This is a genomic window from uncultured Brevundimonas sp., assembly GCF_947305955.1.
Classification (GTDB): Bacteria; Pseudomonadota; Alphaproteobacteria; order Caulobacterales; family Caulobacteraceae; genus Brevundimonas.
The window spans coordinates 1-25,056 of record NZ_CAMZFB010000042.1; the positions used below are offsets into that span (position 1 = coordinate 1).

Consider the following 25,056-nt stretch of genomic DNA (forward strand, 5'->3'; position numbering starts at 1 on the left):
GGAATACGATACGGCGCTGGCGCTTCAGCATGCCAATACGGCTGTGGGCCTGGCCCAGAATGACGTGGTGGCGTGGTGCGCCGTCGCCAAATGCCACATCGCCGACGGGCGCGGGCAGGAAGCCGCACAGGTCATGGAGCGCGTGGTTCCGGCGGCTCCGCGTGATCAGGTGGTTCTGGCCCTTCATGCCACGGCAATGCGGATGCTGGGGCGCAGCAATCCGACCGGACTGGATGACGCCGACGGCCTGATCCGTGCGATGACCATCGACACGCCCAAGGGGTGGGATAGCCTGCCTGACTATCTGGCCGATCTCGCCAAGGCGCTGGAGGCACAGCACAGCTTTGCACGCCATCCCATCGGTCAAAGCCTGCGCCATGGTTCGCAGACGCCGGTCGATCTGCGCCGCGTGGACGATCCGGTGATACAGGCCTTCTTCAGCGCGATTGACGGTCCGATCCGCCGCCATCTGGAAGCCATGGGGCCGGGCAACGACGCCGTGCGGTCGCGCAATCGCGGCACCTATCGGATCAATGGCTGCTGGTCGATCCGCCTGCGCTCGGGCGGCTTCCATGAAGCGCACATCCATTCGAACGGCTGGCTGTCGTCGGCCTGCTACATCGACCTGCCGCCCGCCGTGGATCGTGGCGGGACCGAGGGCTGGATCGGCTTTGGCGTGCCGCCGTACCGCATGGCCAAGCCGCTGGAGCCGCTAAAGGTCGAAAAACCCGAACCGGGCAAGCTGGTTCTGTTTCCGTCCTGTATGTGGCATGGAACCCTGCCGTTCGAGGACGAGCGGCACCGTCTGACGATTGCTTTCGATTTGGTGCCTGAATGACTGCTTCCGATGCTCCGCTGGCCGTGTTCGATGTTGATGGCACGTTGGTGGACAGTCGGGCGTCGATCCATTTCGGAGCGTGCGAGGCGGCCAAGGCTCTGGGCCTGCCCGAGCCAAGCTATGACCGTGTGCGCCAGATTGTCGGCCTGACGCTGGACAAGGCGCTGCATACGCTGGAGCCGCAACTGACCATGGCCGAACTGGCCGAGTTCGTGGCGGCGTTCCAAAAAAGCTTCCGCGTCCGCTATGAGGCTGGTCATGAAGAGCCGCTCTATGACGGCGTCATGCCGACCCTGCGCCAGTTGAAACGCGATGGCTGGAAGCTGGCCATTGCCACAGGCCAGAACAGCCGAGGCGTGGCCCGCAACATGGCGCGCCCTGAATGGAGCGAACTATTCACCTCGGCGCACTGTGCCTCGGATGGTCCGGGCAAGCCGGATCCGTCCATGCTGCTGGCCGCTGTGCACAGGAACGGTGCCACGCTGGAACGCACGGTGATGATCGGCGACACCAGCCACGATATGCTGATGGCGAAAAACGCCGAGGTGACGGGACAGGGCGTCGGCTGGGGCTTCCATACGGTGGAGGAACAGCTGGCTGCCGGTGCTATCCATGTTGCCAATGATTTTAGCGACCTAGAGGCGGCGCTGAACCGCTTTGCCGCCAAGGTCTGAGAGTTCGAGAATACCCATGAGCCACATCCCCCCGCTGGACCCGAACGTCGCCGCCCGTAAAGGCTTCAAGGAATCCGAAGAGCGCATCAAACGCTTCTGGAAGGAAGCGGGCGTGGAGCGGACCGAAGACGGCTGGGCGGTGGTTCTGGATGGCCGCACGCCCAAGACGCCCGCGCACCGCAAGATGATCCTGCCGACCGAGGCGGCGGCACGGAGGGTCGCGGCGGAATGGGCCGCGCAGGGCGAGTTCCTCGAGCCGGGCACCATGCCCGCCACGCGCCTTGCATCCACCGCCATCGACCGCGTGGTCGAGGTGATGGAGGCTGTGGCCGACGAGATCACCGCCTATGCGGGCAATGACCTGACCTGCTACCTCGCTGAGGCTCCACAATCCCTGATCGAGCGTCAGGAGCGCGAATGGGGCGCATGGCGTCAGTGGGCTGAAAAGACCCACGGCATCCGTCTGGTTCCGGTGCAGGGCATTGTCCACCAGCCGCAAGATCAGGCCTCGCTGGACAAGGTGAAGGCGCTGGCCCTGTCGCTGGACCATTTCCAGCTGTCGGGTCTGGCCATGGCCGTGCCGCTGTTGGGTTCGGCCATTCTGGGTCTGGCGCTGCAACAGGGCGAACTGGACGGCGCGACCGCCTATGACCTGTCGCGTCTGGACGAGGCCTTCACCGAACAGCGCTGGGGTGTCGACGAAGAAGCCGCCGCCCGCGCCGCCGCCCAGCGCGCCGAGACGGTAATGCTGGAGCAGTGGTTCAAGGCCCTCGTCTGAGGGCCTATTTCCACATCGCCGCCGTCTTGGCCACGCAGTGGGAAGGCAGGGGTTTGGCCCTGTCCTTGCGGTAGCCGAGTGACGTCATGAGCTGCGCGACCAGTAGCCCCGCGGTGTGGGTGGTCTGGTTGTGTGCACCGTAATCCACGCCAAGGGCGGCTTGCAGCATGGGATCGATATAGGTGAGGGCAGGCATGCCCTCCTTTGCGCCTTTGACTGCTGCCGCCTTTCCGGCTTCTGAATAGATGATCTCCTGCATCTTGAGCGTCAGTGGATCATCCATCCTGACCGAGCCTTCCTCTGAATAAGGAAGTCCCACGCTTTCGATCATGGCCTTGAGTTCGGCGGCTTCAGGATTGTCAGCCTTGGCACAGGCATTTTTGTAAAGCACGCCGCGGTCATGGACCGAAAGGGCTTTCAGCTTTTCCGGGCTCCACTTGATAGCCATTCTTTGATCTCCCCCGAGTGAATGGATGGAACAATGTTAGGTCACCTGTGATTACTTTCCAAAATGGAAACTTATGACTTGCTAAGTTGGAAAGTGAATGTCATTTTCCAATATGGAAAGTGAGGAAACGTTTATGACCAACGACCATGAAAAGTTTGATGGCGCTGGCGCGATGGAGGCTTTGAACAGCATCCGCGAAACGCGTGCCCAGGCGCTGGGCAAGATGGACTATTGGCCCTGGTGGTACGATGCGGGCTATGCGGCGTCGTGTGCGCTGCTGGTGGCAGGGCAGGGGCTGGGCGCCGCCATTGGTATGGTTTGTACGGCGGTCGCTATCTCCATCCTCCTCATCATCATGCGCAAATGGCAGGCCGACGCGGGCGTCTGGGTAAATGGATATTCGCCCAAGAGGGCCCGCTGGGCAGCGTTCGGGCTGGCAGGCCTGCTGATCGGGCTCATGGTCGTCAGCGTGGTGTTCGGCCGCGTGCAGGGCATCGTCTGGGTGCCGCTGGCCTGTGGTGCAGTGGCGGCGGTGCTGGGTCTGGTGGGCATGCGGGTCTGGATGGCCCTGTACCGCAAGGACGTGAAGGACCTGAAATGACCGCGCCCGTATTCGATCCTTTGATCCACGCGCCGGGGCGGTTGCAGATCTGCGCCATCCTGTCTGCGGCAGAGGCCGAGTTTGCGGTGGTGCGCGATGCCATCAAGGTGTCGGACTCGGTACTGTCCAAACACGTGAAAGCTTTGGAAAAGGCGGGCTATGTTGCCGTCCGCAAGGCCCCCTTCGAGGGGCGCTCGCGGACATGGCTGTCCATGACCGCCAAAGGCAAATCCGCGTTCAAGGCCCATGTGGCCGAGCTGGAGCGGTTGGTGAAGATCACCGCCGAACTGACGGTTTAACCGACGCTGGCCTTGATCAGGGCGTCACGTTCCTCTGGGGTGATGTGGCGCCATTGGCCTTCGGGCAGGGTGCCCAGATGGATCGGGCCGATGCGGGTGCGGAACAGGTCTGTCACCTCAAGGCCCACCAATTCGCACATGCGGCGGATCTGGCGCTTGCGGCCTTCTTTCAGGATGAATTTCAGGTTTTGGCCACGGATCAGGGTGACCTTGGCGGGGCGCAGCTTGCGGCCATCCAGTTCCAGACCGTGACGCAGCTTGGCCAGCTTGCTCTCGGTGATCGTGCCGGAAACGGTGACGAGATATTCCTTGTCCAGCTCCGACGTCGGGCCGATCACGGCCTTGGCCACCACGCCGTCGGACGACAGCATCAGCAGCCCGCGCGAGTCCTCGTCGAGGCGGCCGATGGGCGGCAGGGATTCATCGCGGCGGGGGATATAGCCCTCATCCGCGCGGTTCTTGAAGGACAGCAGGCGCACGGCGGGAATCTTGCCCGGTTCCGGTTGACCCGAGACATAGCCGACCGGCTTGTGCAGCAGGATGGTAACGCCCGAAGCAAGTGCCTCTTCGGCGTCGTTGTTCAGGGTCAGGGTCTGGCCCTTTTCGATCTTGCGACCCGCATCGGTGACGACCTCGCCATCGATGCTGACCAGCCCCTCGGCGATCAGGCTTTCGGCCTCGCGGCGCGAGCAGACGCCGGATTGGCCCAGCCACTTGTTGATGCGGACCGGTTCGTCGCCGTCATAGGTGCGGGTAAAGGCCATGGGGGTCTCCTGTCAGGGCGGGGTATTAAGCCGCGCCGCCCGTGAAAGAAAGCGTCAGAAGCGCCGGAACATCAGGCTGATGTTGTTGGCGGGCATTGGGGTGCGAAGGGTAAAGCGCAGGCCGTGTTGCCTGGCCAGTTCGACGACCTGATCGCGGTCACGCAGGCCCCATTCGGGATTGCGCGACTTCAGGCTCTCATCGAACGCGGCATTAGAGGGGGCCAAGGTCACGTCCGCCTCGCGGTAGGGACCGTAAAGATACAAAAGCCCGCCGCGCGGCAGGCTGCGTTCCGCCAGCGCCATCAGGCCTTCGGTCGCCGCCCACGGGCTGATGTGGACCATGTTGATGCAGGTGATGGCGTCATAGGCGCGATGCGGCCACGTATCGGGCGCGAGCATATCGAGCGCGAGCGCGGGGCGCAGATTGGGCAGGCCAGCCTCGCTGGCCCACAGGTCGATGCTGTTGCGGGCTTCGGCGCTGGGGTCCGATGGCTGCCACATCAGGTTGGGCAGGGCGCGGGCAAAGGTGGCGGCGTGCTGGCCGCTGCCCGAGGCAATTTCCAGTACTTCGCCTTTCGCGGGAAGATGAGACCGAAGTGTGGATAGAATCACTTCGGCATTTCGCGCTGCAGCGGGCGAATACAATGCCCCCTGGGGCGTCAGTTCCTGAGAATCCATCGTCTGCATGGTGATCTCTTAGAACACCTCTGCAGTTCTCACGACCTTTTAGAATCAACTTGTCGTGGGGGCTCGCAATTTGCTGCGATGCAAAAGCTAAACAGAAGGTTGACCTAAGGGCCATCAGGCGTCTACTCGCCCGTAACCAAGCGTGATCCAGCACGCGATCCGCGGTCGAGTACGGGCCGGGGAGAGGATCCAGGAGAGCAGACGTGAGCCAATCAATTCCCGGCCTTCATCCGGCCCCGACGCAACATCAGGGCCTTGTGGCCTGGGTGGAGCAGATCGCCAACCTGACGAAGCCGGACCGCGTTCACTGGTGCGATGGTTCGGAAGCCGAGAAGCAGCAGATCATTGCCGACCTGATCGACAAGGGTACGCTGAAGGCGCTGGACCAGACCAAACGTCCGGGCTGCTACTATGCCGCCTCCGATCCGAAGGACGTCGCCCGCGTCGAAAGCCGCACCTTCATCTGCTCGGAAGACGAAGCCGATGCCGGTCCGACCAACAACTGGGCCGATCCCATCGAAATGCGCGACCGCATGGAGAAGCTGTTCGACGGCTGCATGAAGGGCCGCACCATGTATGTGGTGCCGTTCTGCATGGGCCCGCTCGGCTCGCACATCTCGGCGCTGGGCGTTGAAATCACCGACAGCGGCTATGTGGCCCTGTCGATGGGCGTGATGACCCGCATGGGCAAGGGCGCTCTGGATCAACTGGGTACTGACGGCGTGTTCGTGCCGGCGGTCCACACCCTCGGCGCACCGTTGGCTGAAGGTCAGGCCGACGTCGCTTGGCCGTGCAATGACGACAAGTGGATCGTCCACTATCCGGAAACGCGCGAAATCTGGTCGTACGGCTCGGGCTATGGCGGCAACGCCCTCCTGGGCAAGAAGTGCTACGCCCTGCGTATCGCCTCGGTCATGGCGCGTGACGAGGGGTGGCTGGCCGAGCACATGCTGATCCTCAAGCTGACCTCGCCGGAAGGTGTCGTGAAATACGTCGCCGCCGCCTTCCCGTCGGCCTGCGGCAAGACCAACCTTGCCATGCTGCAACCAGCGCTAGAAGGCTGGAAGGCCGAGACGGTCGGTGACGACATCGCATGGATGCGTTTCGGCCAGGACGGTCGCCTGTATGCCGTGAACCCCGAGGCGGGCTTCTTCGGCGTCGCACCGGGCACCAGCCGCAACACCAACAAGAACGCGCTCGACACCCTGGTGAAGGACACCATCTTCACCAACGTCGCTCTGACCGCCGACAACGACGTGTGGTGGGAAGGTCTGACCAAGGAAGTGCCGCAAGGCATGACCAACTGGAAGGGCCAGCCGCACGATCCGGCCTCGGGCGAGCCTGCTGCCCACCCGAACGCCCGCTTTGCCGTCTGGGCCGGTCAGTGCCCTTCGATTGCGCCGGAATGGGAAGACCCCGCTGGCGTGCCGATCGATGCCATCCTGTTCGGTGGTCGCCGCGCCTCGGCTGTGCCGCTGGTGACCGAAGCGTTCGACTGGGAACACGGCGTGTTCCTCGGCTCGACCGTCGCCTCGGAAGGCACCGCTGCCGCCGAGAACAAGGTCGGCGAGCTGCGCCGCGATCCGTTCGCCATGCTGCCGTTCTGCGGCTACAACATGGGCGACTATTTTGCGCACTGGCTGAAGGTCGGTGCTGCGGCTCCAGACGCTTCCAAGCTGCCGCGCTTCTTCTTCGTGAACTGGTTCCGCAAGGACGAGAACGGCAAGTTCGTCTGGCCGGGCTTTGGCGACAATGCCCGCGTCCTGAAGTGGATTGTCGAGCGCCTCGAAGGCAAGGGTGCTGCGGTTGAAACGCCGGTGGGTCGTGTGCCGAGCCGTGACGGACTTGACCTGTCGGGTCTGGACCTGACCGATGCTCAGCTGTCGACCCTGCTGGACGTCGACGCCGACGTCTGGACTGAGGAAGCCAGCCTCATCCAAGACTTCTACGAGAATTTAGTTGATCGATTGCAGAAGGCTCTGTGGGATCAGCACGCCGCCCTGACCAAACGTCTGGAAGAGTCTCGTGCCGCCCGCATGGCGGCGGAATAAGTCCGACCAAAAAACGGCTTGAAATCGGGGCGCGGGAGGTCGAAGGACAGCCCGTGCCCCTTATCAATTCTCCCATGACCCGTTTCGACTTCATCATCCTCGGTGCCGGTGCCTTCGGTCTGGCCACAGCGGCGGAACTGCGCCTGAGCGGACATCGCGTGGCGGTGGTCGCGCCCAAGGGCGGTGCGGCCTCGGCGGTGGCGGCGGGGATGATCGCGCCGGCGTTCGAGACGGCCATCGACGGGCTTTCTGTTGAACAGGCCAATATTCTGAAGGCGGGCCGTATCCTGTGGGCGGACTTTGCCACGCGTACGGGCGTCCATCTCCAGCACATGCCCGCCGAATGGCGCGGCGAGGGGGCGGACCGTCTGGCCATCGCGCTGGAACGCAACGAGTTCGAATACAGCTACATGCCGGACCACCAGTGGATCGTCACCGAAGAGGACGCCAAGCTGGATCCGGCGGCGGCGCTGGAAGTGCTGTCGGAAGGCGTTGAGCGTATCGACGCACTGGCCCGTTCGGTGGCGTTCAAGGATGGCGTCTGGACCGTCGATTACGGCACGGGCACGGCCTCGGCCCCGCAGATGGTGATCTCCACCGGCGCGGCAGCCGCTATCGAGGGCATGCCCGAAACGGTGAAGAACCTGATCGGCAAGATCGTGCCCATCCGCGGCCAGATCGGCATCACGCACGAGCGTTTCTCCGACCACGTCATCCGTGGACCGGGGGCCTATATCGCGCCCGTAAACGCTGGCCCCTATGAGGGTGGCTCGGTGGTCGGGGCCACGATGGAAGAGGGTGTGCGCGAACTCGCCACCGATGCCGCTCTCTGCGAGCGCATGATGAACGCGGCGTGGGCGCTGCTGGGACACGAGCCGGTCGAGATCGAGATGGAATGGCGCGCGGGTATCCGTGGCGCATCACCCGATGGCATGCCGATGGCGGGTCCGGTGGGGGATGGGCTGCACGTGGCGCTGGCCCCGCGCCGCAACGGCTGGCTGCTGGCTCCGCTGGTGGCTGGACAGGTGGTGGCGGGTATCGAGGGGCTGACCCTGCCGGAGCCAGCCCTCGATCCTCTGCGATTTAATCCGTCACATTAAAGCGGATAGCGACGGACACGCGGGCACCGTCCACGGGGGCACCGTCAACCGTGCGCGGGCTCATGCGGAACTGACGCGACAGGCTGATGGCTGCTCTTCCGAAGCCCTGACGGGCGGGCGTTTCATTGCCGACCTGACAATCGGACAGTGTCCCGTCCACCCGCACCGAACAGTTGAGCGTGGTGCTGCCCGAGATACCGCGTTCCAGTGCGGCGTCCGGATAGGCGCGTAGCAACTGGTCCGCCGTCGGGCGCTGTATCCAGTCAGGGTTGGTGATGACCGACGGGGCACGCGGCGGAGCCGAAGGCGCGATCACGGTGCCTGGCGTGGTGGTGACCGCGGGCTCTGTGACGGTGAAAACAGGCCCCGTATCCGGCGTTGTCACGGGCGACGGCGTGGCAACCAGAGGCGGAACATCCGTCTCGATCACATTGTCGGGCCAGTGGATCGGCGGCGCGGCCGCAGGGCGCGGGGTGTCCGGTTTCACCTCCGGCTCGATGATCGGCCTTTCCAGAAAGACCGTGGTCGTCGGCACCTCGGTCCCCTTGGGCGGCTGGGCGGCAAGTTCAAACTTTTGATAATACAGGAACAGTCCCGCACCCAGGTCGGCCACAAGGGCCACCGACAGCACGGCGATCCACGTCTTGCGCGACGACATTGTCGTCGGACGTGGACCCAACAGGGCGGACAGGTCGGTTCCGCCAGCGGCACGTGTCATCATCATCATGATCTGCGCCTCCAATCGCAGGTCCCCTCAGACCCGTGATCAGGCTGCATCTCGAATTACGGTGTTTTGTGGACGTGCGCGTAAAAAGCTTTGCCATAAGCCCGTGGTGGGCTGGGGGGACGGGCAGGCTTCAGCCGGTGTGGGCTACAATCGCCTGATTGATCAGTTCCAGCACCACAGGCTTACAGCTCTCGTCCATGGTGGAGGGCAGGAAGATCTGACCCAGATTGCTGGCAATCTCGTCGCCGGTGATGCGGAGCGAAGTCGGTTCCATCTCCCCCAAAGGCATGCGGACAACGTCTTCCAAGGCATCGCGTGAGTAGACCGCCTTTGATGTCACCACGATCCCGTAGGGAGCACCAAAGAACAGGGTCGCCACCGACGCAAAGCTGACTGCCTCGTCGGACGGGACCTTGAACTTGTCGATGGCCTTGGCGAGCTTCTTGGCATTGGAGCCGGGGTTTTCCGGATCGATCAGGTCGCTGTACTGGCGGGCCAGCGTCTGGACGGACGGCGCTGTCGGCACATACTCTCGCTGCGAGCCATGGCGCTGGTGATGCTGGATGATGGCCTCGATGGCGGGTGTCAGAAAGGCGATCACCTGTTCGCGCGCTTCATCGGGCGTGTTCTGCGCCAGTTTGGCCCAGCCTTCCCAGCCTTTGAACTGGCTCATGATGCCTGAGAGGAAGAGGGGGATTTCGCGGTTGTGCGAGGGCAGCGGATATCCGCGCGCGTAACTTAATGCGCGGGTGATGGAGAAATCGTCCTGAACATAGAGCGCCTGATCGGTCAGCAGGAAACCCTGCTCGCTACGCTTCATGCTGATAGGATTGAGGACGTGATAGCCGAGATAGAAGAGGGGCAGTTCGTCCCCTAACAGGGGATTCGGAGCGTACAGGCGGTTAAACGCCGTCAAAAACACCGTCGCGGCGTCATCATATTCGGGATGGTCGGTCTGGTTCGGTGTGAACAGAAAGGAAGAAAGTCTGTCATGGTGGCCAATCTTTATGTCTGTATTGACACTTTGATACAGATCTGAGGAGCGAAGTTTTGCGCTATCGGTCAAGCTTAGGACGTAATCGTTGTAGCTCTCGAAATCAGACATACTTCGCACTATCCATTCTACATAAATAGCTTAGCGATAAAGAGCTTTGCCATTAACCATAACGGCGTAATTTATTAAGAGAACGATTTCATAGGGATTGAAAGTACGGTTGCGGAATTTGACGGTTGTTTTCCCGTTATCCGCACGCCTTCCGCGTGTTAAGGTTCCGTTAATCTTGGTTAGCGACCGTCGACACATGAGCGTCAGAGCGATTCCATCATCAAACGGCGTAGAGGCGGCCATCCGGCGTGCCTCCGCGACGACGGGAGTCGACTTTGACTTCCTGATGAAAACCGCTCGCCGCGAAAGTGGTTTCAATCCCGACGCCCGCGCCCGGTCATCTTCGGCGTCCGGCCTGTTCCAGTTCATCGACCAGACGTGGTTGGCCACCCTGAAACAGCATGGGGCCAAGCACGGTTACGGCCAGTACGCCGACCTGATCTATCAGGGCAACGATGGCCGCTGGCAGGTGAGGGGATCGGCCCGCAATGTGGTGCTGGATCTTCGCTTCGATCCGCAGGCAGCTTCTGCCATGGCGGGCGAGCTGACAGCCTCGAATGCCGCCTATCTGCGTGGCCGTACCGGCAAGGAGCCGAATGGCGGCGACCTCTACGCGGCACACTTTTTGGGTCCGGCAGGGGCGGCGCGCTTGATCGAGGCCATGTCGTCGCGTCCGAACAGCAGCGCGGCCTCGCTTTTCCCCGAAGCTGCTTCGGCCAACCGCTCGATCTTCTACAAACAGGGCCGACCGGCGACCGTGGCCGAGGTCTATGCCAATCTCCAGAACACGGCGGGCAATATCGGGTCGGTGGTGGGATCGTCATCGTCCCAACCGTCTGCACCGGCATTGGGCGGACAAGAGTTGGCGCTGGCGGCGCGGCTTGATCGCCTGCGTCAGGATCAGGGGCTACTGGCCCTGCTGCTGAACCAGGATGGTTCATCGCACTTCAAGGGTGCGTTCAGCGACTCCGTCTAGCTTGTGACCTGTGCCTAAATGGCACATATCAATTTCACATATCGCTGTATCAAATCGTAACGACCGCTTAACGTCCGTATCGTTAAGCTTGGCTACGACCCATTACCTCTTCGAGAGCGGCGCTATGATGCAGGGTAGCCTTACGGCCAATGATCCGGCCCTTACCGAATTGATACGTTCGGAAGTCGAAGAAGAGCGCGCAACCGCGACCCACAAGCTCTGTCGCAGCATGGAGCGGATGGAGCTGACCGAGGAAGAGCGGGCCGCAGCGCAGCGTGTCATCACATTTATCGCCCGCGATACGGCCGATCTGGTGCGACGGGCACTGGCGGTGACGCTGCGGGCCTCGACCCTTATGCCGCGCGAGACAGCGCTGAAGCTGGCCGCAGATGTCGACAGTATCGCCATTCCGCTGATCAGCCAGTCGCCGGTGTTCTCCGACGATGATCTGATTTCCATCGTCCGTACGGGCAGGGCGCACGCGCAGGTGGCCGTGGCTTCGCGCGCGGGACTGAGCCGCGATGTGGCCGAGGTGGTTGCTTCGGATGGCGTGGTCGATGCGGTTCGCAAGCTGGCGGCCAATGACAATGCCGATGTGTCGGAGCGGGCCATGTCGATTGCCATCGACCGCTTTGCTCACGACGACGAAGTCGTCTCGACCCTGTCGCATCGCCAGATCCTGCCGCCCGCCATTGTGGACCGCCTGCTGGTCGTCGCCAGCGAGCAGGTGCGCCAGCATTTGGTGCAGCGGCACAAGGTCTCGGTCGAGGCGGCGGTGCGTCTGTCCGACTTTGCCCGTGAACGCGCGACGCTGGACCTGCTGGACGAGGCGATCCGCAGCCAGAATGTGCCGGAGTTTGTACGCGCCCTTCATGCCCGTCGGGCTTTGACAGGATCGCTGCTGTTGCGGGCCGTGGCGCGGGGGCAGATGACCCTGTTTGAACACGGGCTGTCGTTGTTGGCGCAGCTACCGCACCATCGCGCCTGGCTGATGATCCACGATGCGGGGCCGCTGGGCTTGCGCGCCATCTATGACCGCGCGGGCCTGCCGCCGCGCCTGTTTGCGGCCTTCCGTGCGGCGGTCGATACGTGGCGCTCCATTCAGGCCGAGGGCACGGACCTCGACGGCGACAGCTTCCGCCAGCGCATGCTCGAGCGTTTCATGACCCAGATGCACACCATGGGCCGCGAGGACATGGACTATCTGCTGGAACGGCTGGACATGATCCCGACGCCGGACAACGCGGCCCTGCGGACGCGGGTGGCCTGACGAAAACGATCAGGCTTCGAGGGCGGCGACTTCGGCTTCGAGAGCGCTGGCCAGTTCAACGCCGACCGGATGGTTCTCGTCCTGAATACGGTCGCGGACAATGGCGCGGATGGCCGCGATATGGGCCTCGATCAACGGCCACGGCGCGGACATGCGGCCGGCGTTGTCATCGATCAGGCGGCTGAGGCTGGCCGCGACGCGCGTGACGAGCGGGTATTGGTAGGTAGTGCCCAGCCCCTTGAGATCGTGCGCCCGCAGATAGAGGGTTTCCGCATTCTCTGGGGTATAGCCGTCATTGCGGATGGCGGCCTCGGCAGCGTCCAGCTTGGCGATCTCGTCCTGCAGCCATTGTTCGAACTGGGACGACAGGGCCTTCAGAGCCTCTTCGGCGCGGGCCACGGCGGCCGCATCGATACCGCCAAATCCACCCCCGACTTTGGAACGCAGGGTATTGGGGCGGCGGATGAGTTCGGGCGGCTGGGCCAAGGGGATCTCTGTCGGACTGTTTACCTAAGGAAAACTGCACCGAACGTCTGAAGAAAGCGTAACCTTAACCTTCGAACTGTTCGGCCAGAACGCGTTCCTCATAGGTGCGGCCCGCGTCGAACATCATGGTCAGGCTGATGTCGCGGCGCTCGCGCACGTCCACGCGGTGAACATGCCGCACCTCGAAATTGTCGGCGGTGGCCGAAACGGGGCGTTTGCCCGCTTCCAGAACATCGAACCGTACGGTGGCCGTGTGTGACAGCAGCGCCCCGCGCCAGCGACGCGGGCGGAAGGCGCTGATCGGTGTCAGGGCCAGACTGGGCGCATCCAGCGGAATGATCGGGCCGTGCGCAGACAGGTTATAGGCGGTCGAGCCTGCAGGCGTGGCCACCAGACAGCCGTCGCAGGTCAGTTCCGGCAGCCGCACCTTGTCATTGACGCTGACGCGCAGCTTTGCCGTCTGGCGGGTTTGGCGCAGCAGCGAGACTTCATTGATGGCCAGCCCGCTGTGGACCTGTCCGCTTTCGACCCAGGCATCCATCTGAAGCGGGTGGATGATGGTGCGGTCCGCCTCTGCCACGCGCTGTGGAAGGTCATCGTCCGCATAGTCATTCATCAGAAAGCCGACCGAGCCCCAGTTCATGCCATAGACCGGCTTCTGGGTCTTGAGGTTGGCATGCAGGGTTTCCAGCATGAAGCCGTCACCGCCAAGGGCAACGATCACATCGGCCTCTTCCAGCGGCACCACTCCATAGCGCGACTGCAGATGGCCGCAGGCATCGCGGGCCTCCGGTCGGTCGCTGGCGACGAAATGCAGTCGGGGAAGGTGGGATGAAGTGGTCACTATTGCACGCAAGCCCAGAGCGGCCTCTGTGTCAATTCAATGTGGGATTCTAATGGGCTAATCGGCTGTGGGTCAGGCTGTCGATCACGGCCCTCAGCTCCAGCTTGGCCTGATAGCGGTCCCGTTCGCCCAGCCGCAGTTCTGTATCCAGCAGGGGAGGCGGCACGGAAATGCCAAGTCGGCGCATACCTTCGAGGACATCCGGAAACACGGCCCGCTCCAGCCCGGCAGCCAGACACACCAGATAGAGGTGGCGGGCGCTGGGGCGGTGGATGAGATCATCCAGCTCGTCGGTGCGGATTTCCGCCAGCAGGCACAGCGACTGAAGGAACAGCCCCTGCCGCCGCTCGCGCAGGAACCGCAGCAGGGTGGCGGGATTGAGCCGTCCGGTGTCGTGCAGCTTCATTGCGACGCGGGCGTCCTGCGCCAGTTGCACGCTGTCGCGCAGCGCCGCTTTCAGCTGCTCGGCATGATCGGGAAAGCGGGCGCAAAGCTCGACCTGCAGGGCATCACCGACCCATGCGTACAGGCGCTCGGCCAGCTTTTCCGTCAGGAGCGGGTGGGTGGTCAGGGGCTGGCGCAGGCCGACGACCCGCTCTGCCGCCGATATCAATCGCTCCAACCCGTCATCAGGGAGACAGGCCAAAGTGTTATTGGCCAGTGCCGACATGAGGAGCGGCTCGTCGCTCTGGATGATGGCGTCCGATACGGTGGCGGAAATGCCGGGGCGCAGGGCCACCTGAAGCCGATGATCGATGGATGCCTTGGACAGCAGGGCCAGCAGGTCTTCGTCGTTCAGAAGCGGGCTGGCGGTGATGACGGGGCGGGCAATCTCGATCTCGTCATTGGCCAGCATGACCGCCAGATCTTTGGGCAGCCAGTCGGCAGAGCCGATCCGCTCGGACAGGGCGCGGCGCACTTCGCTTTCCACGGTGCGCACCAGTTCGACAAAAACCGAGGCCAGACGGTCGCGCTGGGCCTGCGCCTTGGATTGATCGGCATACAGGTCGGCCACGCCCATGACGATGCGGCTTTGATCAGGCGCGGGGCAGCGGGCAACCTTTGCGGCCAGCGCGGCAATGGCGGCCGTGCGCGGATCAGCCGGTCTGTCGGTCAGCGTAGATTGCACGCGCGGTTGGCTCCGGTTGGAAGCGGCCTGTGATAACCGAACATGGTCACCAATCATCGTTAATGGCTCAGCTTAGCGAGGCTTGACGGGTCTAGTCCAGAAGAACAGTGTTCAGTTGGGGGATTTGTTGAGCATGGGAGGTGTTCACATGGCAGACGGTGGCCTATCGGGCGTCCGCCAGACGGTATCCGACGCCGAGTGGAAGGTGCGTGTAGAGCTGGCAGCCTTGTACCGGCTGGTGGCCTTGCACGGGTGGGACGACATGATCTTCACCCACATTTCCGCGCGCGTTCCGGGCCCGGAAACCCATTTTCTGATCAACCCCTACGGATATTATTTCGAAGAAATTACAGCGTCTTCGCTCGTAAAGGTCGATCTGGATGGCAATATTGTCCAGGAGACCGACAGCTTCATCAATCCGGCCGGTTTCACCATCCATTCGGCGGTCCATGCCGCACGACATGACGCCCATTTCGTCATCCACCTGCATACGGTGGCGGGTGTAGGCGTTGCGGCGCAAAAGCACGGCCTCTTGCCGCTGAGCCAGAACGCCTGCCTGCTCCAGAATGACGTGGCTTATCATGGCTATGAGGGGCTGGCCCTGAACCATGACGAGCGCGAGCGTCTGGTCGCGGACATGGGCACCAAGAATATGATGCTACTGCGCAATCACGGCACGCTGGCCGTGGGAGAAACCGCTGCGTCGGCATGGGTGCGTATCTTCTTCCTCGAACGGGCCTGTGCACAGCAGGTCGCGGCCTTGTCGGCGGGCGTGGACAATGTCCTGAATGCCCCCGATGCCGCGCAGGAGGAGACCCGACAGCAAGGGCAGGGCGTCGGCATGGTATCCTCGCTGGCTTGGCCGGGGGCGCTTCGCATGCTGGATCGACGATTGCCCGGTTACGATAGCTGATGCTGCATCGGGGGGTGTGGCGTGGGCGGGGCCTGAAGTCCGCAGGGGTGTTGGTGGCTTTACTGACGGTGCCGTTCGCGAACGGTGCCGCCGCCAGTGCGTGGAACCAGCCCAAGGGCCATGGACAGGTGATCGTGAAATACGAGCCTGTCTGGCAAATCCACGGCTTCGATCAGGACGGCGACCGCTTCATGCTGCCGCACGAGCGGGTGGACCATGTGGTGTCGGTTTGGGGCGAATATGGCCTGACGGACCGGATTACCTTGGTGGCCAAGACCGATTGGCAGGATATCGATGCCGGATCGAAATCATATCAAGGTATGGGGCCGGTAGAGATCGGGGCCAAGGTCGCGTTGTGGTCGCATGATGGGCTGGTGGTCTCCGCACAGGCGGGCTTTGCCAGTGACAGTCAGGGGCGCAACGCCGTCTGGGGCTCGCCGGGGGAGGGCGAGAAGGAGACCGAGGCACGTCTTCTCGTGGGGCGTAGCTTTGGCGGTCGCTACCCCGCCTTTGCGGATCTGCAACTGGCCCATCGCTGGCGTGACCGACTACCGGACGAACAGCGGTTGGAGGGGGCGGTCGGTGTGCATCTGAACCCGCGATATACTGTCATGGGTCAGGTCTATGCGGGCAAGACCCTGCCTGTCGAAGCCGAGCATCAAAGCCGCTGGAACACCTATGAAATCGGTGTGGTGAGGCACTGGAACGACTGGTCGGCACAGGCGGGCTGGAGGGCTGTGGTCAGCGGGCGTAATGTTAACGCGGGCGACGGGCCGATTTTTGCCGTCTGGCGTCGTTTTTAGGCGACGGAATCAAAAGCAAACTACGTTAAATGACTTTCACTCGCGCTTTGTTTGCGGAAGTGCGAGATGGAACCGCAGTGGTCGGGGAGAGTCTTTAGCGTGTTCAAGCGCCATTTTTTCATCATCGTGGCGGGGGTCGTGGTGGCCCTGATGCTGGTCGCCCTCATCTTCAAATTTGCCCTTGGCGGCGGTGACGAAAAGCGGGGCCCGGGTGGTCCCGGCGGTCCGGGGGGACGTGGCGGCGCGCAGCAGGTCGAGGTTTACACCCCGTCGCAACGCGAGTTCTCCGACGCGCTCAAGGTGCTGGGCGTGGCCCGCAGCGTGCGCTCGGTCAACATCACGTCTGCGACCACCGAACTGGTCACCCGCGTACTGTTCAACGACGGTCAGGCCGTCCGCGCCGGCGCTGCGCTGGTCGAGCTTCAGACCAATGAAGAGGACGCGGCCATCATTCAGGCCCGCGCCCAGCTGACCCAAGCCCAGCGCGAATACGACCGCTACAAGCTGCTGGCTGACCGTGGCGTTGCCCCGCGTGTCATGGCCGAGAATGCCGAAACCGCTCTGGAAACGGCCCGCGCCGCTGTGCGCGCCGCCGAGGCCCGTCGCGGCGACCGCGTGATCCGCGCACCGTTCTCGGGCGTGCTGGGTCTGACGACGGTTACAGCCGGTACGCTGATCAGCCCCGGTACCGTGATCACCACGCTGGATGACCTCAGCTCGGTGCGTGTCGACTTCGCTGTGCCGGAGCGTTTCCTGTCCACCATGCGCGCAGGCACCGCTCTGCAAGCCACCGCCGACGCCTTCCCGGGCGAGACCTTCCAGGGCCGTATCGCCCTGATGGATGTGCGCGTGAACGAACAGACCCGCGCTGTCACCGCCCGCGCCGAATTCCCCAATCCGGGTGGCCGTATCCGCCCCGGCATGATGATGCGCGTCTCGGTCCAGCAAGGTCAGCGTCAGGCGCTGGCCGTGCCGGAAGCCGCGGTTCAATACGAAGGCTCGGGTGCCTTTGTGTACCGTCTGGCTGGTTCGGGTGACGAGATCATCGCCCAGCGCGTCGAGGTCCAGACCGGCACCGTCGAGAACGGCTTTGTCGAAATCGTCTCGGGCCTGTCGGCCAGCGACCGTATCGTGGCCTCGGGCCTGAACCGCATCCAGCCGGGCGCTCCGGTGACGGAAGCGGGCAAGGGCGGTCCGGCCGGTCGCGGTGGCGAGCGTGGGAAGGCTGACCGTCGATGATGCTTTCCGACGTATCGGTCCGCCGCCCCGTATTCGCGGCGGTAGGGGCCATTGTTCTTTGCGTGATCGGTATTGCAGCCTTCTTCATGCTGCCGGTCCGCGAACTGCCTGACGTTGACCCGCCGGTGGTGTCGGTCAGCACCACCTATGCCGGTGCCTCTGCCGAGGTGATCGAGAGCCGGATTACCGAGCCGATCGAACAGCAGATAGCCGGTATTCAGGGCGTCGAGCGCATTACTTCGTCCAGCCGCGATGGCCGATCCAATGTGAACATCGAGTTCTCGCTGGACCGCAATATCGACGATGCTGCCAACGATGTGCGCGACCGCGTTTCGCGCGTGACGGGCCGTCTGCCGGATCAGGCCGATCCGCCGACCGTGTCCAAGGCGGACTCGGACTCCTCGCCGATCATGATCCTGTTCCTGCGCTCCACGACGATGAACCGTCTGGAGCTGACGGACTATGCCGACCGCTATCTGGTGGACCGTTTCGCCACCGTGCCGGGTGTGGCGCAGGTCAACATCTTTGGCGACCAGACCTATGCCATGCGTATCTGGCTGGACTCGCAGGCGATGGCCGCCCGCGGCCTGACCGTCACCGACGTTGAACAGTCGCTGTCGAGCCAGAACGTCGAACTGCCCGCCGGTTCGCTGGAAGCCGCGCAGAAGGACTATACCGTCCGCGTGGCCCGTAACTATGCCCGCCCTGAAGACTTCGCCAACCTGCCCATCGGCACGCGCGGCAATGCCTCGGCGGCGGGCCTGACTGGCACGGCCACCTATGTGACCCGTCTGGGTGACATCGCCCGCATCGAGGAAGGTCCGGTCGAGCACCGCCGTCTGTTCCGCGGTAACAGCGTGGACCAGATCGGTCTGGCCATCACCCGTCAGGCCCAGTCGAACGATCTCGCCATCAGCGAGGGGGCCCGCAAGCTGATGGAGGAGGTCAAGCCCTCGCTTCCGGCCGGCACCACTCTGGAAGTGGGTTCGGACAACTCGGTCTTTACCTCGCACGCCATCGACGAAGTCTGGCTGACCATCGGCATTTCGATGTTCCTCGTAGCCGTGGTGAACTTCGTCTTCCTCGGCTCGCTGCGGGCGGCGATCGTGCCGTCGGTGGTGGCGCCGATCTGCCTGCTGGCCACCTTTATCGTTCTGGCTCCGCTGGGCTTCTCGCTGAACCTGCTGACCCTGCTGGCGCTGGTGCTGGCGATCGGTCTGGTGGTGGATGACGCCATTGTGGTGGTCGAGAACATCCAGCGCCGTCTGGATATGGGCGAGCCGCCTCTGGTGGCCGCTGAACGCGGCGCACGTCAGGTGTTCTTTGCCGTTGTCGCGACCACCATCGTGCTGCTGTCGGTGTTTGCGCCGCTGATGTTCCTGCCGGGCTATGTGGGCCGTCTGTTCGTTGAGCTGGCGGCGGCGATTGCAGCGGCGGTGGGCTTCTCGGCCTTCCTCGCGCTCAGCCTGTCGCCGATGATGGCGTCGAAGATCCTTCGTCCGACCACCACGACCGGCTGGCTGGGCCGCAAGGTCGATACGGCGATGGAGAAGCTGAAGAACTCCTACGTCAACTCGCTGAACATGCTCATGGGCCGTCGCATCGCTGTCGCAGGCGTCGTGGCGACCGTGGTGCTGGTCGGGGCAGGGGCGGCGTTTATGGCGCTGAAACTGCCCGGTGAGCTGGTGCCGAACGAAGACCGTGGTCGCGTGATGGTGCGCGTCGCTGGTCCCGAAGGTGCGGGCTTTGACTACATCCGCGAAGTCATGCTGGGTATCGAGCCGATCTTCGAGGATTACCGCAAGAGCGGCGAGGTCGATAACTATCTGATCACCTCGCCCGGTTTTGGCGGTGGCTCGTTCAACTCGGGCAATGTGATCCTGAACCTCGCTGACTGGTCCGAGCGGGACCGCGATGCGGCGTCGATTGCACAGGAACTGAACGGTCGCCTGCGCTCGCAGACGGGCGCACAGGTCAACGCCTCGACACCGGGTGCCTTCCAGCGGGGCGGTGGTGGCGGTGGCGGCGGCGGCAACTCGGTCGAAATGATCGTGACCGGCGCCGAATACGGCCCGATCTACAACTGGCTGCAGCCCGTTCTGGCGGCGGCACAAGCCAACCCCGGCTTCTCGCGTCCGCGTCTGAACTATGAACCGAACGCTCCGCGTCTGCTGGTCGATGTGGACCCGCAAAAGGCTGCGGCTCTGGGCGTGTCGGCGCAACAGATCGGCCGCACGCTGGAAACCATGTTCGGCTCGCGTCGTGCCACCACCTATATCAAGGGTGGTCAGGAATATGACGTGATCCTGCAGACCGACCGCGACAACCGTCGTGATGTGTCGGATCTGGAGGGGCTCTATGTCTCGACCGGAGCGGGCCAACTGGTGCCGCTGTCGTCGGTGGTCAGCACCAAGACCTCGGGCGATACGCCTGACCGTCGCCGTCTGGATCGCCAGCGCGCCATCACCCTGTCGGCAGACCTCGCACCGGGCATGACCATCTCGGATGCCGTGGACTTCCTGACCAAGGAAGCCGCCAAGCAGCCGCAGGGCGTCGTGAACATCCGCTGGGGTGGCACGGCCCGCGATCAGGCCGAGGCCGGTGGTGCGGTGATGTGGGCCTTTATTCTGGCCCTGCTGCTGGTCTTCCTCGTGCTGGCCGCCCAGTTTGAAAGCTGGATCACTCCTGCGGTGATCATGTTGACGGTGCCGTTGGCGGCCGCCGGTGGTCTGTTCGGTCTGGTGATGGCGGGCTCCAGCCTGAACATCTACAGCCAGATCGGTCTGATCATTCTGGTGGGTATCGCGGCCAAGAACGGTATTCTGATCGTCGAGTTCGCCAACCAGCTGCGCGATCAGGGCCGCACCGTCCGTGAGGCCATCATCCAGTCGGCGTCGCTGCGTCTGCGTCCGATCATCATGACCTCGCTGGCTGCCGCTTTTGGCGCTCTGCCGCTGATGCTGTGGCAGGGTGCCGGTGCAGGCAGCCGCCAGACCATCGGTGTGGTGATCTTCTGCGGGGCGCTGTTTGCTACCCTGCTGACCCTGTTCATCGTGCCGGTGATCTATGGGGTTCTGGCGCGCTTTACCAAGTCGCCGGAATATACGTCCCGTCTGATCGAACAGTGGGAAGCCGAGGAACTGGCATCCGGCAAGACGCCGGATATGTCGCCCGGTCACTAAAACAAAAGGCCGCCCGAAAGGGCGGCCTTTTTACTGCGCGGGTTGTGCCCGTGCCTTATTGGGCGGCTTCGGGCTGATAGCCGGTGTGGACCTTCAAGTAAGCGATCACGTCGCGGCGGTCCTGTTCGGCGGCGACACCGACAAAGCTCATCTTGTTACCGGGCAGGAAGCCCGACGGGCGTTCCAACCACTCATCCAGCTTTTCGGCATCCCAGACGAAATCAGCCTTTGTGAGGGTTTGGGAATAGCGATAGCCCTTGTGGGTGCCGACCTGACGGCCAAACAGGCCGTGCAGATTCGGGCCCGTCATATTGGGGCCGCCATCGGTGATGGTGTGGCACGAGCGGCAGCGGGCAAAGACGCGGCGGCCATTTTCCAGATCACCGGCATTGTAAGGCTCTGGCAGGTTGGCCAGCAGGGCCTGAACCTCTTCGGCGGTCGGCTCGCCCTTGGCCGGAGGCGTGCCATCGCTGCCGCCTTGGCCCGGTGCAGAGCCGCACCCCGCCAGAACCAGCGAAAAGGCGGCAGAGCCAGCGATCAAAAGGGGTTTCAAGACTGACGACATATCGACCTCATGCGGAATGCCGCAGTTCTTAATCCAAGTGGGGGCTGAGCCAAACGGGACAGAATGCCCATAGTGGCTGCGGCAATGTTACCTTGGCAATCACTGGACGCTGGCATGTCGCAGGTGATAATCACTGTCATTAAGAACAAACGCGCGAAGCGCACTGCCAGAACCGAGTAGAATGTCCAAAACCAAACGGCTGAGTGAAGCGCGGCGGGGGGATCGCGGCGTCATCGTGCAGGTGGGCAACCATCAGCACTTTCAAGAGCATGAGCTTGAGCTGGAACGCCGCCTGCTGGAACTGGGTCTGGTAGAGGGCGCTCGCATCGAGTTGCTGCATGAAGGTTTGTTCGGGCGCGACCCCATCGCCATCAAGGTGGATGACATGCGCGTCGCCCTGCGCCGCCGAGAGGCGGCGAATCTGACGATCGAGATCGAGGCCGCATAAAGTTATGACGGATCAGAAAGCTCCGGTTCGGTTTGCCCTCGCCGGTAACCCGAACAGCGGCAAGACTGCGCTTTTCAATGCCCTGACCGGTTCGCACCAAAAGGTGGCGAACTATGCGGGCGTCACCGTCGAACGCAAGGAAGGCCGTGTCCAAGGCACCGACGGTCGTGTCCTGACCGTGACCGACCTGCCGGGGACCTATTCCCTGCGCGCCCGCTCGCTGGACGAAGAGGTCACCCGCGACGTTCTGTTGGGCGCACGGGCCGATACGCCGAAACAGGATGTGGTGGTGGCGGTTGCCGATTCCACCAACCTGCGTCTGGTGCTGCGTCTGATCCTTGAGCTGAAGCAGGTGGGCCACCCGATGGTGGTCGCCCTGAACATGTACGACATCGCCCAGCGCCAAGGCCTCCAGATCGATATCGAGGGCCTGTCGAAAGAGCTGGGCGTGCCGGTCGTGACCACGGTCGCCACCCGCAAGCGTGGCTTGCAGGAACTGGTTCAGGCCGTTGAAAACCTTGCCGATGCGGGCGAGTTGGAGCGACCCAGCCAGTGGCGCGAGCCGTCGGCGTCGGATATCCGTACCGCCGCGCGCGAGGCCGAGCGCCTGATGAAGGCCTATGTCACCCCGCCCAAGCGCCCCGACACCCTGACGGGCCGTCTGGACAGCGTGCTGCTGCATCCGGTGGCGGGTCTGGCGATCCTGCTGGGCGTGCTGTTCGTGATGTTCCAGGCCGTGTTCACATGGGCCACGCCCGCAATGGACGGGATCGAGGCCATGTTCGCCATGCTGGGCGAGTGGATCGGCACGGTTATTCCCAATGAACTGCTGCGAAGCCTGTTGGTCGATGGCCTGATCGGCGGCGTCGGCAGTGTTCTGGTCTTCCTGCCGCAAATCCTGCTGATCTTCCTGTTCATCATCGTGCTGGAAGACTTTGGCTATATGGCCCGTGCGGCCTTCCTGATGGACAAGATCATGGGCGGGGCGGGTCTGCATGGCCGTGCCTTTATCCCGCTGCTGTCCAGCTTTGCCTGCGCCATCCCAGGCATCATGTCGACGCGGGTGATCAGCTCCAAGCGCGACCGCCTGACCACGATCCTGATCGCGCCGCTGATGACCTGTTCGGCGCGGATTCCAGTCTATACCCTGATCATTGCCGCCTTCATTCCCGACACCAAGGTGTGGGGCTGGGCCAGCCTGCAGGGCCTTGTGATGTTCGGCCTGTATGCGGGCGGTATCTTCAGTGCACTGCTGGTGTCGCTGGTCGTGCGCCGCATCTTCTGGCGCGGCATGGTCGAGCCGTTCATGATGGAACTGCCAGCCTACAAGATGCCGGACGTGAAGTCGGTTCTGTTCAATCTGTGGCTGCGCGCCAAGATCTTCATCAAGCGGGCTGGGCGTATCATCCTGCCGCTGATGATCATCGTCTGGGCGCTGGCGACCTTCCCCTATCCGCCGGAAGGCGCGACGGGTCCGGCGATCGATTATTCGTTCGCGGGCATGATCGGCAAATTCCTCGAGCCTATCTTTGTCCCGATCGGTTTCGGCTGGCAGATGGTGGTGGCTCTGGTGCCGGGTATGGCCGCGCGTGAAGTGGCCGTGGGCGTACTGGGCACCGTCTATTCGGTCGCCAATGCCGAGGATAATATCAGCACGTTGGCTGGCATCCTTTCCAATGACTGGTCGCTGGCGACGGGTCTGGCCTTCCTTGCGTGGTACATCTTTGCCCCGCAGTGCCTGCCGACCATCGGCGTGGTCCAGCGCGAGACCGGCTCGAGGAAGTTCACCTTCCTCTTCGTCGCCTATCTGTTTGCGCTGGCCTATCTGGCGGCCTTCATCACCTACAATGTCGCCAAGGCGCTTGGCGCGGGCTAACCCCCCGAGTGGTAGTCAAAGAAAAGCCCCCGCAGATGCCGTCTGCGGGGGCTTTTTCTTATCGGCCTGTCGTCAGCTTCAGGACGATGTGGGTGGTGGTGTCGATGATCGCCTCGGGCGTATCGGCCCGCCGCAACAGGCCAAACCCCGCCGCCACGGACTCCACAAGGTTGGCGATCTCATAGGATGTCAGGCGCGGGTTCAGCCCGACCGGATGCAGCCCATTGGCGCGGGCCTGTGCAATGCGGCGCTCCAACGCAAGGTGAAGGCGGCGCAGGCGTTTGATGCGCGTTTAGGCAAAGCCTGTCTCGCCCTTGTCGGCCAGCATGTGCTCGACCCGCAGGACAGGGCCGTGGTCGGCCCACAGCGCCAGAACCTCGCGGACATAGGCCCGCCCGCACTCAAAGGCCCGATCACCGGACCAGTCGGCGTGGATGTGTTTTGCCAGCCCCTGAAAATCCTCTGCCGCTTCCTCGCACAGGACCAGCACCGCCTCTTCGACCGTCTTGAAATAGGTATAGTAGGTCGGGGCCGAAACCTCGGCGGCGGCCGCGATATCGGCAGGGCGGATTTCGCCCAGATGGTGGCTGTTCAACAGTTTTCGCAGCGCGTCCAGAATGGCACGGCGCGTGCGCGCACCGCGGTTGCCGATCTTGTGGCCAAGCTTGTTCTTGTTGTCAGGCATGTCTGTCTGAGTGGGGGCGCGTTGAGCCGCGCGGCCAAGGTGTCGCCTAAACTGTTAAAGGTCTTTCGACAAGTGCCGCAATCCTCATGCGACAATCAGTCTGTTAGGGGGCTGAAGGGCCTTGTGGACTTGACCGCGAGAGGGGCCATGCCCACACACAGATCGAACAAAATTCAGTCGTGGGATTTTTGATGTCCAAAGTCGTGATTATCGGTGCAGGCCATGCAGGTGGCTCGGTCGCTGGCTTCCTGAAGCAATACGGCTTTGACGGTCAGATTATCCTGGCGGGGACCGAAGCGGTGGCACCCTATCAGCGCCCGCCGCTGTCAAAGGCATGGCTGAAGAGCGAGGCCGATGAGGCATCCCTGCAGCTGCGGGCCGAGGGCTATTATGCCGAAAACGGCATCGATCTGCGCCTCGGTGTTTCGGCGACCAAGATCGACACGGCGGCGCGCACAGTCACCTTTGATGATGGCGCGGTCGAAACCTATGACCATCTGGTGATCGCCACGGGTTCACGGGCGCGCAAGCTGCCGCTTCCGGGGGGCGATGACGAGGGCCTGCTGGA

Annotated in this window: 27 protein-coding genes; 16 read left to right on the plus strand and 11 right to left on the minus strand. The window is 63.1% G+C overall.

Translation table 11 applies throughout. The features are described from left to right. From Q0Y42_RS10750 to Q0Y42_RS10760, 3 genes are all read left to right on the plus strand, one after another. The coding region (locus tag Q0Y42_RS10750; RefSeq protein ID WP_297803546.1) for a putative 2OG-Fe(II) oxygenase at window positions 1-838 on the plus strand (838 nt) is incomplete at its 5' end. Continuing rightward, on the plus strand, window positions 835-1,512 hold the full coding sequence (locus Q0Y42_RS10755) for an HAD-IA family hydrolase (RefSeq protein WP_297803548.1): 678 nt from the start codon (window positions 835-837) through the stop codon (window positions 1,510-1,512). The genes Q0Y42_RS10750 and Q0Y42_RS10755, both read left to right, overlap by 4 nt. 16 nt (window positions 1,513-1,528) lie before the next feature. Next, on the plus strand, window positions 1,529-2,290 hold the full coding sequence (locus Q0Y42_RS10760; RefSeq protein WP_297803550.1) for an ATP12 family protein: 762 nt from the start codon (window positions 1,529-1,531) through the stop codon (window positions 2,288-2,290). Window positions 2,291-2,294: 4 nt separating this feature from the next. Here the strand turns inward: Q0Y42_RS10760 and Q0Y42_RS10765 are convergent, their stop codons facing one another. After that, the gene (locus Q0Y42_RS10765; RefSeq protein ID WP_297803552.1) at window positions 2,295-2,738 is read right to left on the minus strand and encodes a hypothetical protein; all 444 of its coding nucleotides are present in this window, start codon (window positions 2,736-2,738) and stop codon (window positions 2,295-2,297) included. Between the two features lie 133 nt (window positions 2,739-2,871). On the opposite strand from Q0Y42_RS10765, the gene Q0Y42_RS10770 reads away from it, so the two are divergent. Then, window positions 2,872-3,339, plus strand: a complete 468-nt coding sequence (locus Q0Y42_RS10770) for a hypothetical protein (RefSeq protein ID WP_297803555.1) — start codon at window positions 2,872-2,874, stop codon at window positions 3,337-3,339. Next, a complete protein-coding gene (locus Q0Y42_RS10775; RefSeq protein ID WP_297803557.1) occupies window positions 3,336-3,638 on the plus strand; it encodes a transcriptional regulator in 303 nt (100 codons plus the stop codon). Before Q0Y42_RS10770 ends, Q0Y42_RS10775 begins: the two co-directional genes overlap by 4 nt. Here Q0Y42_RS10775 and Q0Y42_RS10780 read toward each other — a convergent pair. Together Q0Y42_RS10780 and Q0Y42_RS10785 are read right to left on the minus strand one after the other, a co-directional pair. After that, window positions 3,635-4,402 carry a pseudouridine synthase gene (locus Q0Y42_RS10780; RefSeq protein WP_297803559.1) on the minus strand — a complete coding sequence of 256 codons (768 nt, stop codon included), beginning with the start codon at window positions 4,400-4,402 and terminating at the stop codon, window positions 3,635-3,637. The two genes, Q0Y42_RS10775 and Q0Y42_RS10780, sit on opposite strands and share 4 nt — an antisense overlap. A gap of 54 nt (window positions 4,403-4,456) precedes the next feature. Beyond that, window positions 4,457-5,089, minus strand: coding sequence for a DUF938 domain-containing protein (locus tag Q0Y42_RS10785; RefSeq protein WP_297803561.1), 633 nt, complete (start codon window positions 5,087-5,089; stop codon window positions 4,457-4,459). Window positions 5,090-5,292: 203 nt separating this feature from the next. On the opposite strand from Q0Y42_RS10785, the gene Q0Y42_RS10790 reads away from it, so the two are divergent. Continuing rightward, entirely contained in the window at window positions 5,293-7,140 is a 1,848-nt protein-coding gene (locus Q0Y42_RS10790; protein WP_297803563.1) for a phosphoenolpyruvate carboxykinase (GTP), read from the plus strand. Between the two features lie 74 nt (window positions 7,141-7,214). Then, window positions 7,215-8,240 carry an FAD-dependent oxidoreductase gene (locus Q0Y42_RS10795; RefSeq protein WP_297803565.1) on the plus strand — a complete coding sequence of 342 codons (1,026 nt, stop codon included), beginning with the start codon at window positions 7,215-7,217 and terminating at the stop codon, window positions 8,238-8,240. Here the strand turns inward: Q0Y42_RS10795 and Q0Y42_RS10800 are convergent. Both Q0Y42_RS10800 and Q0Y42_RS10805 read right to left on the minus strand, forming a co-directional pair. After that, window positions 8,224-8,967 (minus strand): TonB family protein, encoded by a 744-nt coding sequence (locus tag Q0Y42_RS10800; RefSeq protein ID WP_297803567.1) that lies wholly within the window; start codon window positions 8,965-8,967, stop codon window positions 8,224-8,226. The genes Q0Y42_RS10795 and Q0Y42_RS10800 overlap by 17 nt on opposite strands. Window positions 8,968-9,097: 130 nt before the next feature. After that, complete coding sequence (locus Q0Y42_RS10805) at window positions 9,098-10,072, minus strand: hypothetical protein (RefSeq protein ID WP_297803569.1); 975 nt, start codon at window positions 10,070-10,072, stop codon at window positions 9,098-9,100. A 196-nt stretch (window positions 10,073-10,268) separates the two neighbouring features. On the opposite strand from Q0Y42_RS10805, the gene Q0Y42_RS10810 reads away from it, so the two are divergent. Beyond that, window positions 10,269-11,048, plus strand: a complete 780-nt coding sequence (locus Q0Y42_RS10810) for a transglycosylase SLT domain-containing protein (protein WP_297803571.1) — start codon at window positions 10,269-10,271, stop codon at window positions 11,046-11,048. Between the two features lie 124 nt (window positions 11,049-11,172). Continuing rightward, window positions 11,173-12,318, plus strand: a complete 1,146-nt coding sequence (locus Q0Y42_RS10815) for a DUF2336 domain-containing protein (protein WP_297803574.1) — start codon at window positions 11,173-11,175, stop codon at window positions 12,316-12,318. Between the two features lie 9 nt (window positions 12,319-12,327). Here Q0Y42_RS10815 and Q0Y42_RS10820 read toward each other — a convergent pair whose 3' ends face one another. From Q0Y42_RS10820 to Q0Y42_RS10830, 3 genes are all read right to left on the minus strand, one after another. Then, the gene (locus Q0Y42_RS10820) at window positions 12,328-12,804 is read right to left on the minus strand and encodes an Hpt domain-containing protein (protein ID WP_297803576.1); all 477 of its coding nucleotides are present in this window, start codon (window positions 12,802-12,804) and stop codon (window positions 12,328-12,330) included. 64 nt (window positions 12,805-12,868) lie between these two features. Further along, entirely contained in the window at window positions 12,869-13,651 is a 783-nt protein-coding gene (locus tag Q0Y42_RS10825; protein ID WP_297803600.1) for an NAD kinase, read from the minus strand. 46 nt (window positions 13,652-13,697) lie between these two features. Continuing rightward, window positions 13,698-14,777: a DUF2336 domain-containing protein gene (locus Q0Y42_RS10830; RefSeq protein ID WP_297803578.1), complete on the minus strand. Its 1,080-nt coding sequence runs from the start codon at window positions 14,775-14,777 to the stop codon at window positions 13,698-13,700. A 148-nt stretch (window positions 14,778-14,925) separates the two neighbouring features. Here Q0Y42_RS10830 and Q0Y42_RS10835 point away from each other — a divergent pair, with 148 nt between their 5' ends. The 4 genes from Q0Y42_RS10835 (at window position 14,926) to Q0Y42_RS10850 (ending at window position 20,914) form a co-directional block, all read left to right on the plus strand. Next, a complete protein-coding gene (locus Q0Y42_RS10835; protein WP_297803581.1) occupies window positions 14,926-15,690 on the plus strand; it encodes a class II aldolase/adducin family protein in 765 nt (254 codons plus the stop codon). A 53-nt stretch (window positions 15,691-15,743) separates the two neighbouring features. Further along, window positions 15,744-16,493, plus strand: coding sequence for a hypothetical protein (locus Q0Y42_RS10840; RefSeq protein WP_297803583.1), 750 nt, complete (start codon window positions 15,744-15,746; stop codon window positions 16,491-16,493). 99 nt (window positions 16,494-16,592) lie between these two features. After that, the gene (locus Q0Y42_RS10845; protein ID WP_297803585.1) at window positions 16,593-17,732 is read left to right on the plus strand and encodes an efflux RND transporter periplasmic adaptor subunit; all 1,140 of its coding nucleotides are present in this window, start codon (window positions 16,593-16,595) and stop codon (window positions 17,730-17,732) included. Next, on the plus strand, window positions 17,732-20,914 hold the full coding sequence (locus Q0Y42_RS10850) for an efflux RND transporter permease subunit (RefSeq protein WP_297803602.1): 3,183 nt from the start codon (window positions 17,732-17,734) through the stop codon (window positions 20,912-20,914). The genes Q0Y42_RS10845 and Q0Y42_RS10850 overlap by 1 nt, the downstream gene beginning before the upstream one ends. 55 nt (window positions 20,915-20,969) lie before the next feature. Here Q0Y42_RS10850 and Q0Y42_RS10855 read toward each other — a convergent pair whose 3' ends face one another. Then, entirely contained in the window at window positions 20,970-21,479 is a 510-nt protein-coding gene (locus Q0Y42_RS10855; RefSeq protein ID WP_297803587.1) for a cytochrome c family protein, read from the minus strand. A 181-nt stretch (window positions 21,480-21,660) separates the two neighbouring features. On the opposite strand from Q0Y42_RS10855, the gene Q0Y42_RS10860 reads away from it, so the two are divergent. After that, complete coding sequence (locus Q0Y42_RS10860) at window positions 21,661-21,927, plus strand: FeoA family protein (protein ID WP_297803590.1); 267 nt, start codon at window positions 21,661-21,663, stop codon at window positions 21,925-21,927. 4 nt (window positions 21,928-21,931) lie between these two features. Beyond that, entirely contained in the window at window positions 21,932-23,803 is a 1,872-nt protein-coding gene (locus tag Q0Y42_RS10865) for a ferrous iron transporter B (protein ID WP_297803592.1), read from the plus strand. A 58-nt stretch (window positions 23,804-23,861) separates the two neighbouring features. On the opposite strand, the gene Q0Y42_RS10870 is transcribed toward Q0Y42_RS10865, so the two are convergent. After that, complete coding sequence (locus Q0Y42_RS10870; RefSeq protein ID WP_297803594.1) at window positions 23,862-24,059, minus strand: hypothetical protein; 198 nt, start codon at window positions 24,057-24,059, stop codon at window positions 23,862-23,864. 36 nt (window positions 24,060-24,095) lie between these two features. Continuing rightward, complete coding sequence (locus tag Q0Y42_RS10875) at window positions 24,096-24,488, minus strand: TetR/AcrR family transcriptional regulator (RefSeq protein ID WP_297803596.1); 393 nt, start codon at window positions 24,486-24,488, stop codon at window positions 24,096-24,098. Window positions 24,489-24,679: 191 nt separating this feature from the next. On the opposite strand from Q0Y42_RS10875, the gene Q0Y42_RS10880 reads away from it, so the two are divergent. Further along, window positions 24,680-25,056: FAD-dependent oxidoreductase (locus Q0Y42_RS10880; protein ID WP_297803598.1), on the plus strand; the 377-nt coding region annotated here is incomplete at its 3' end.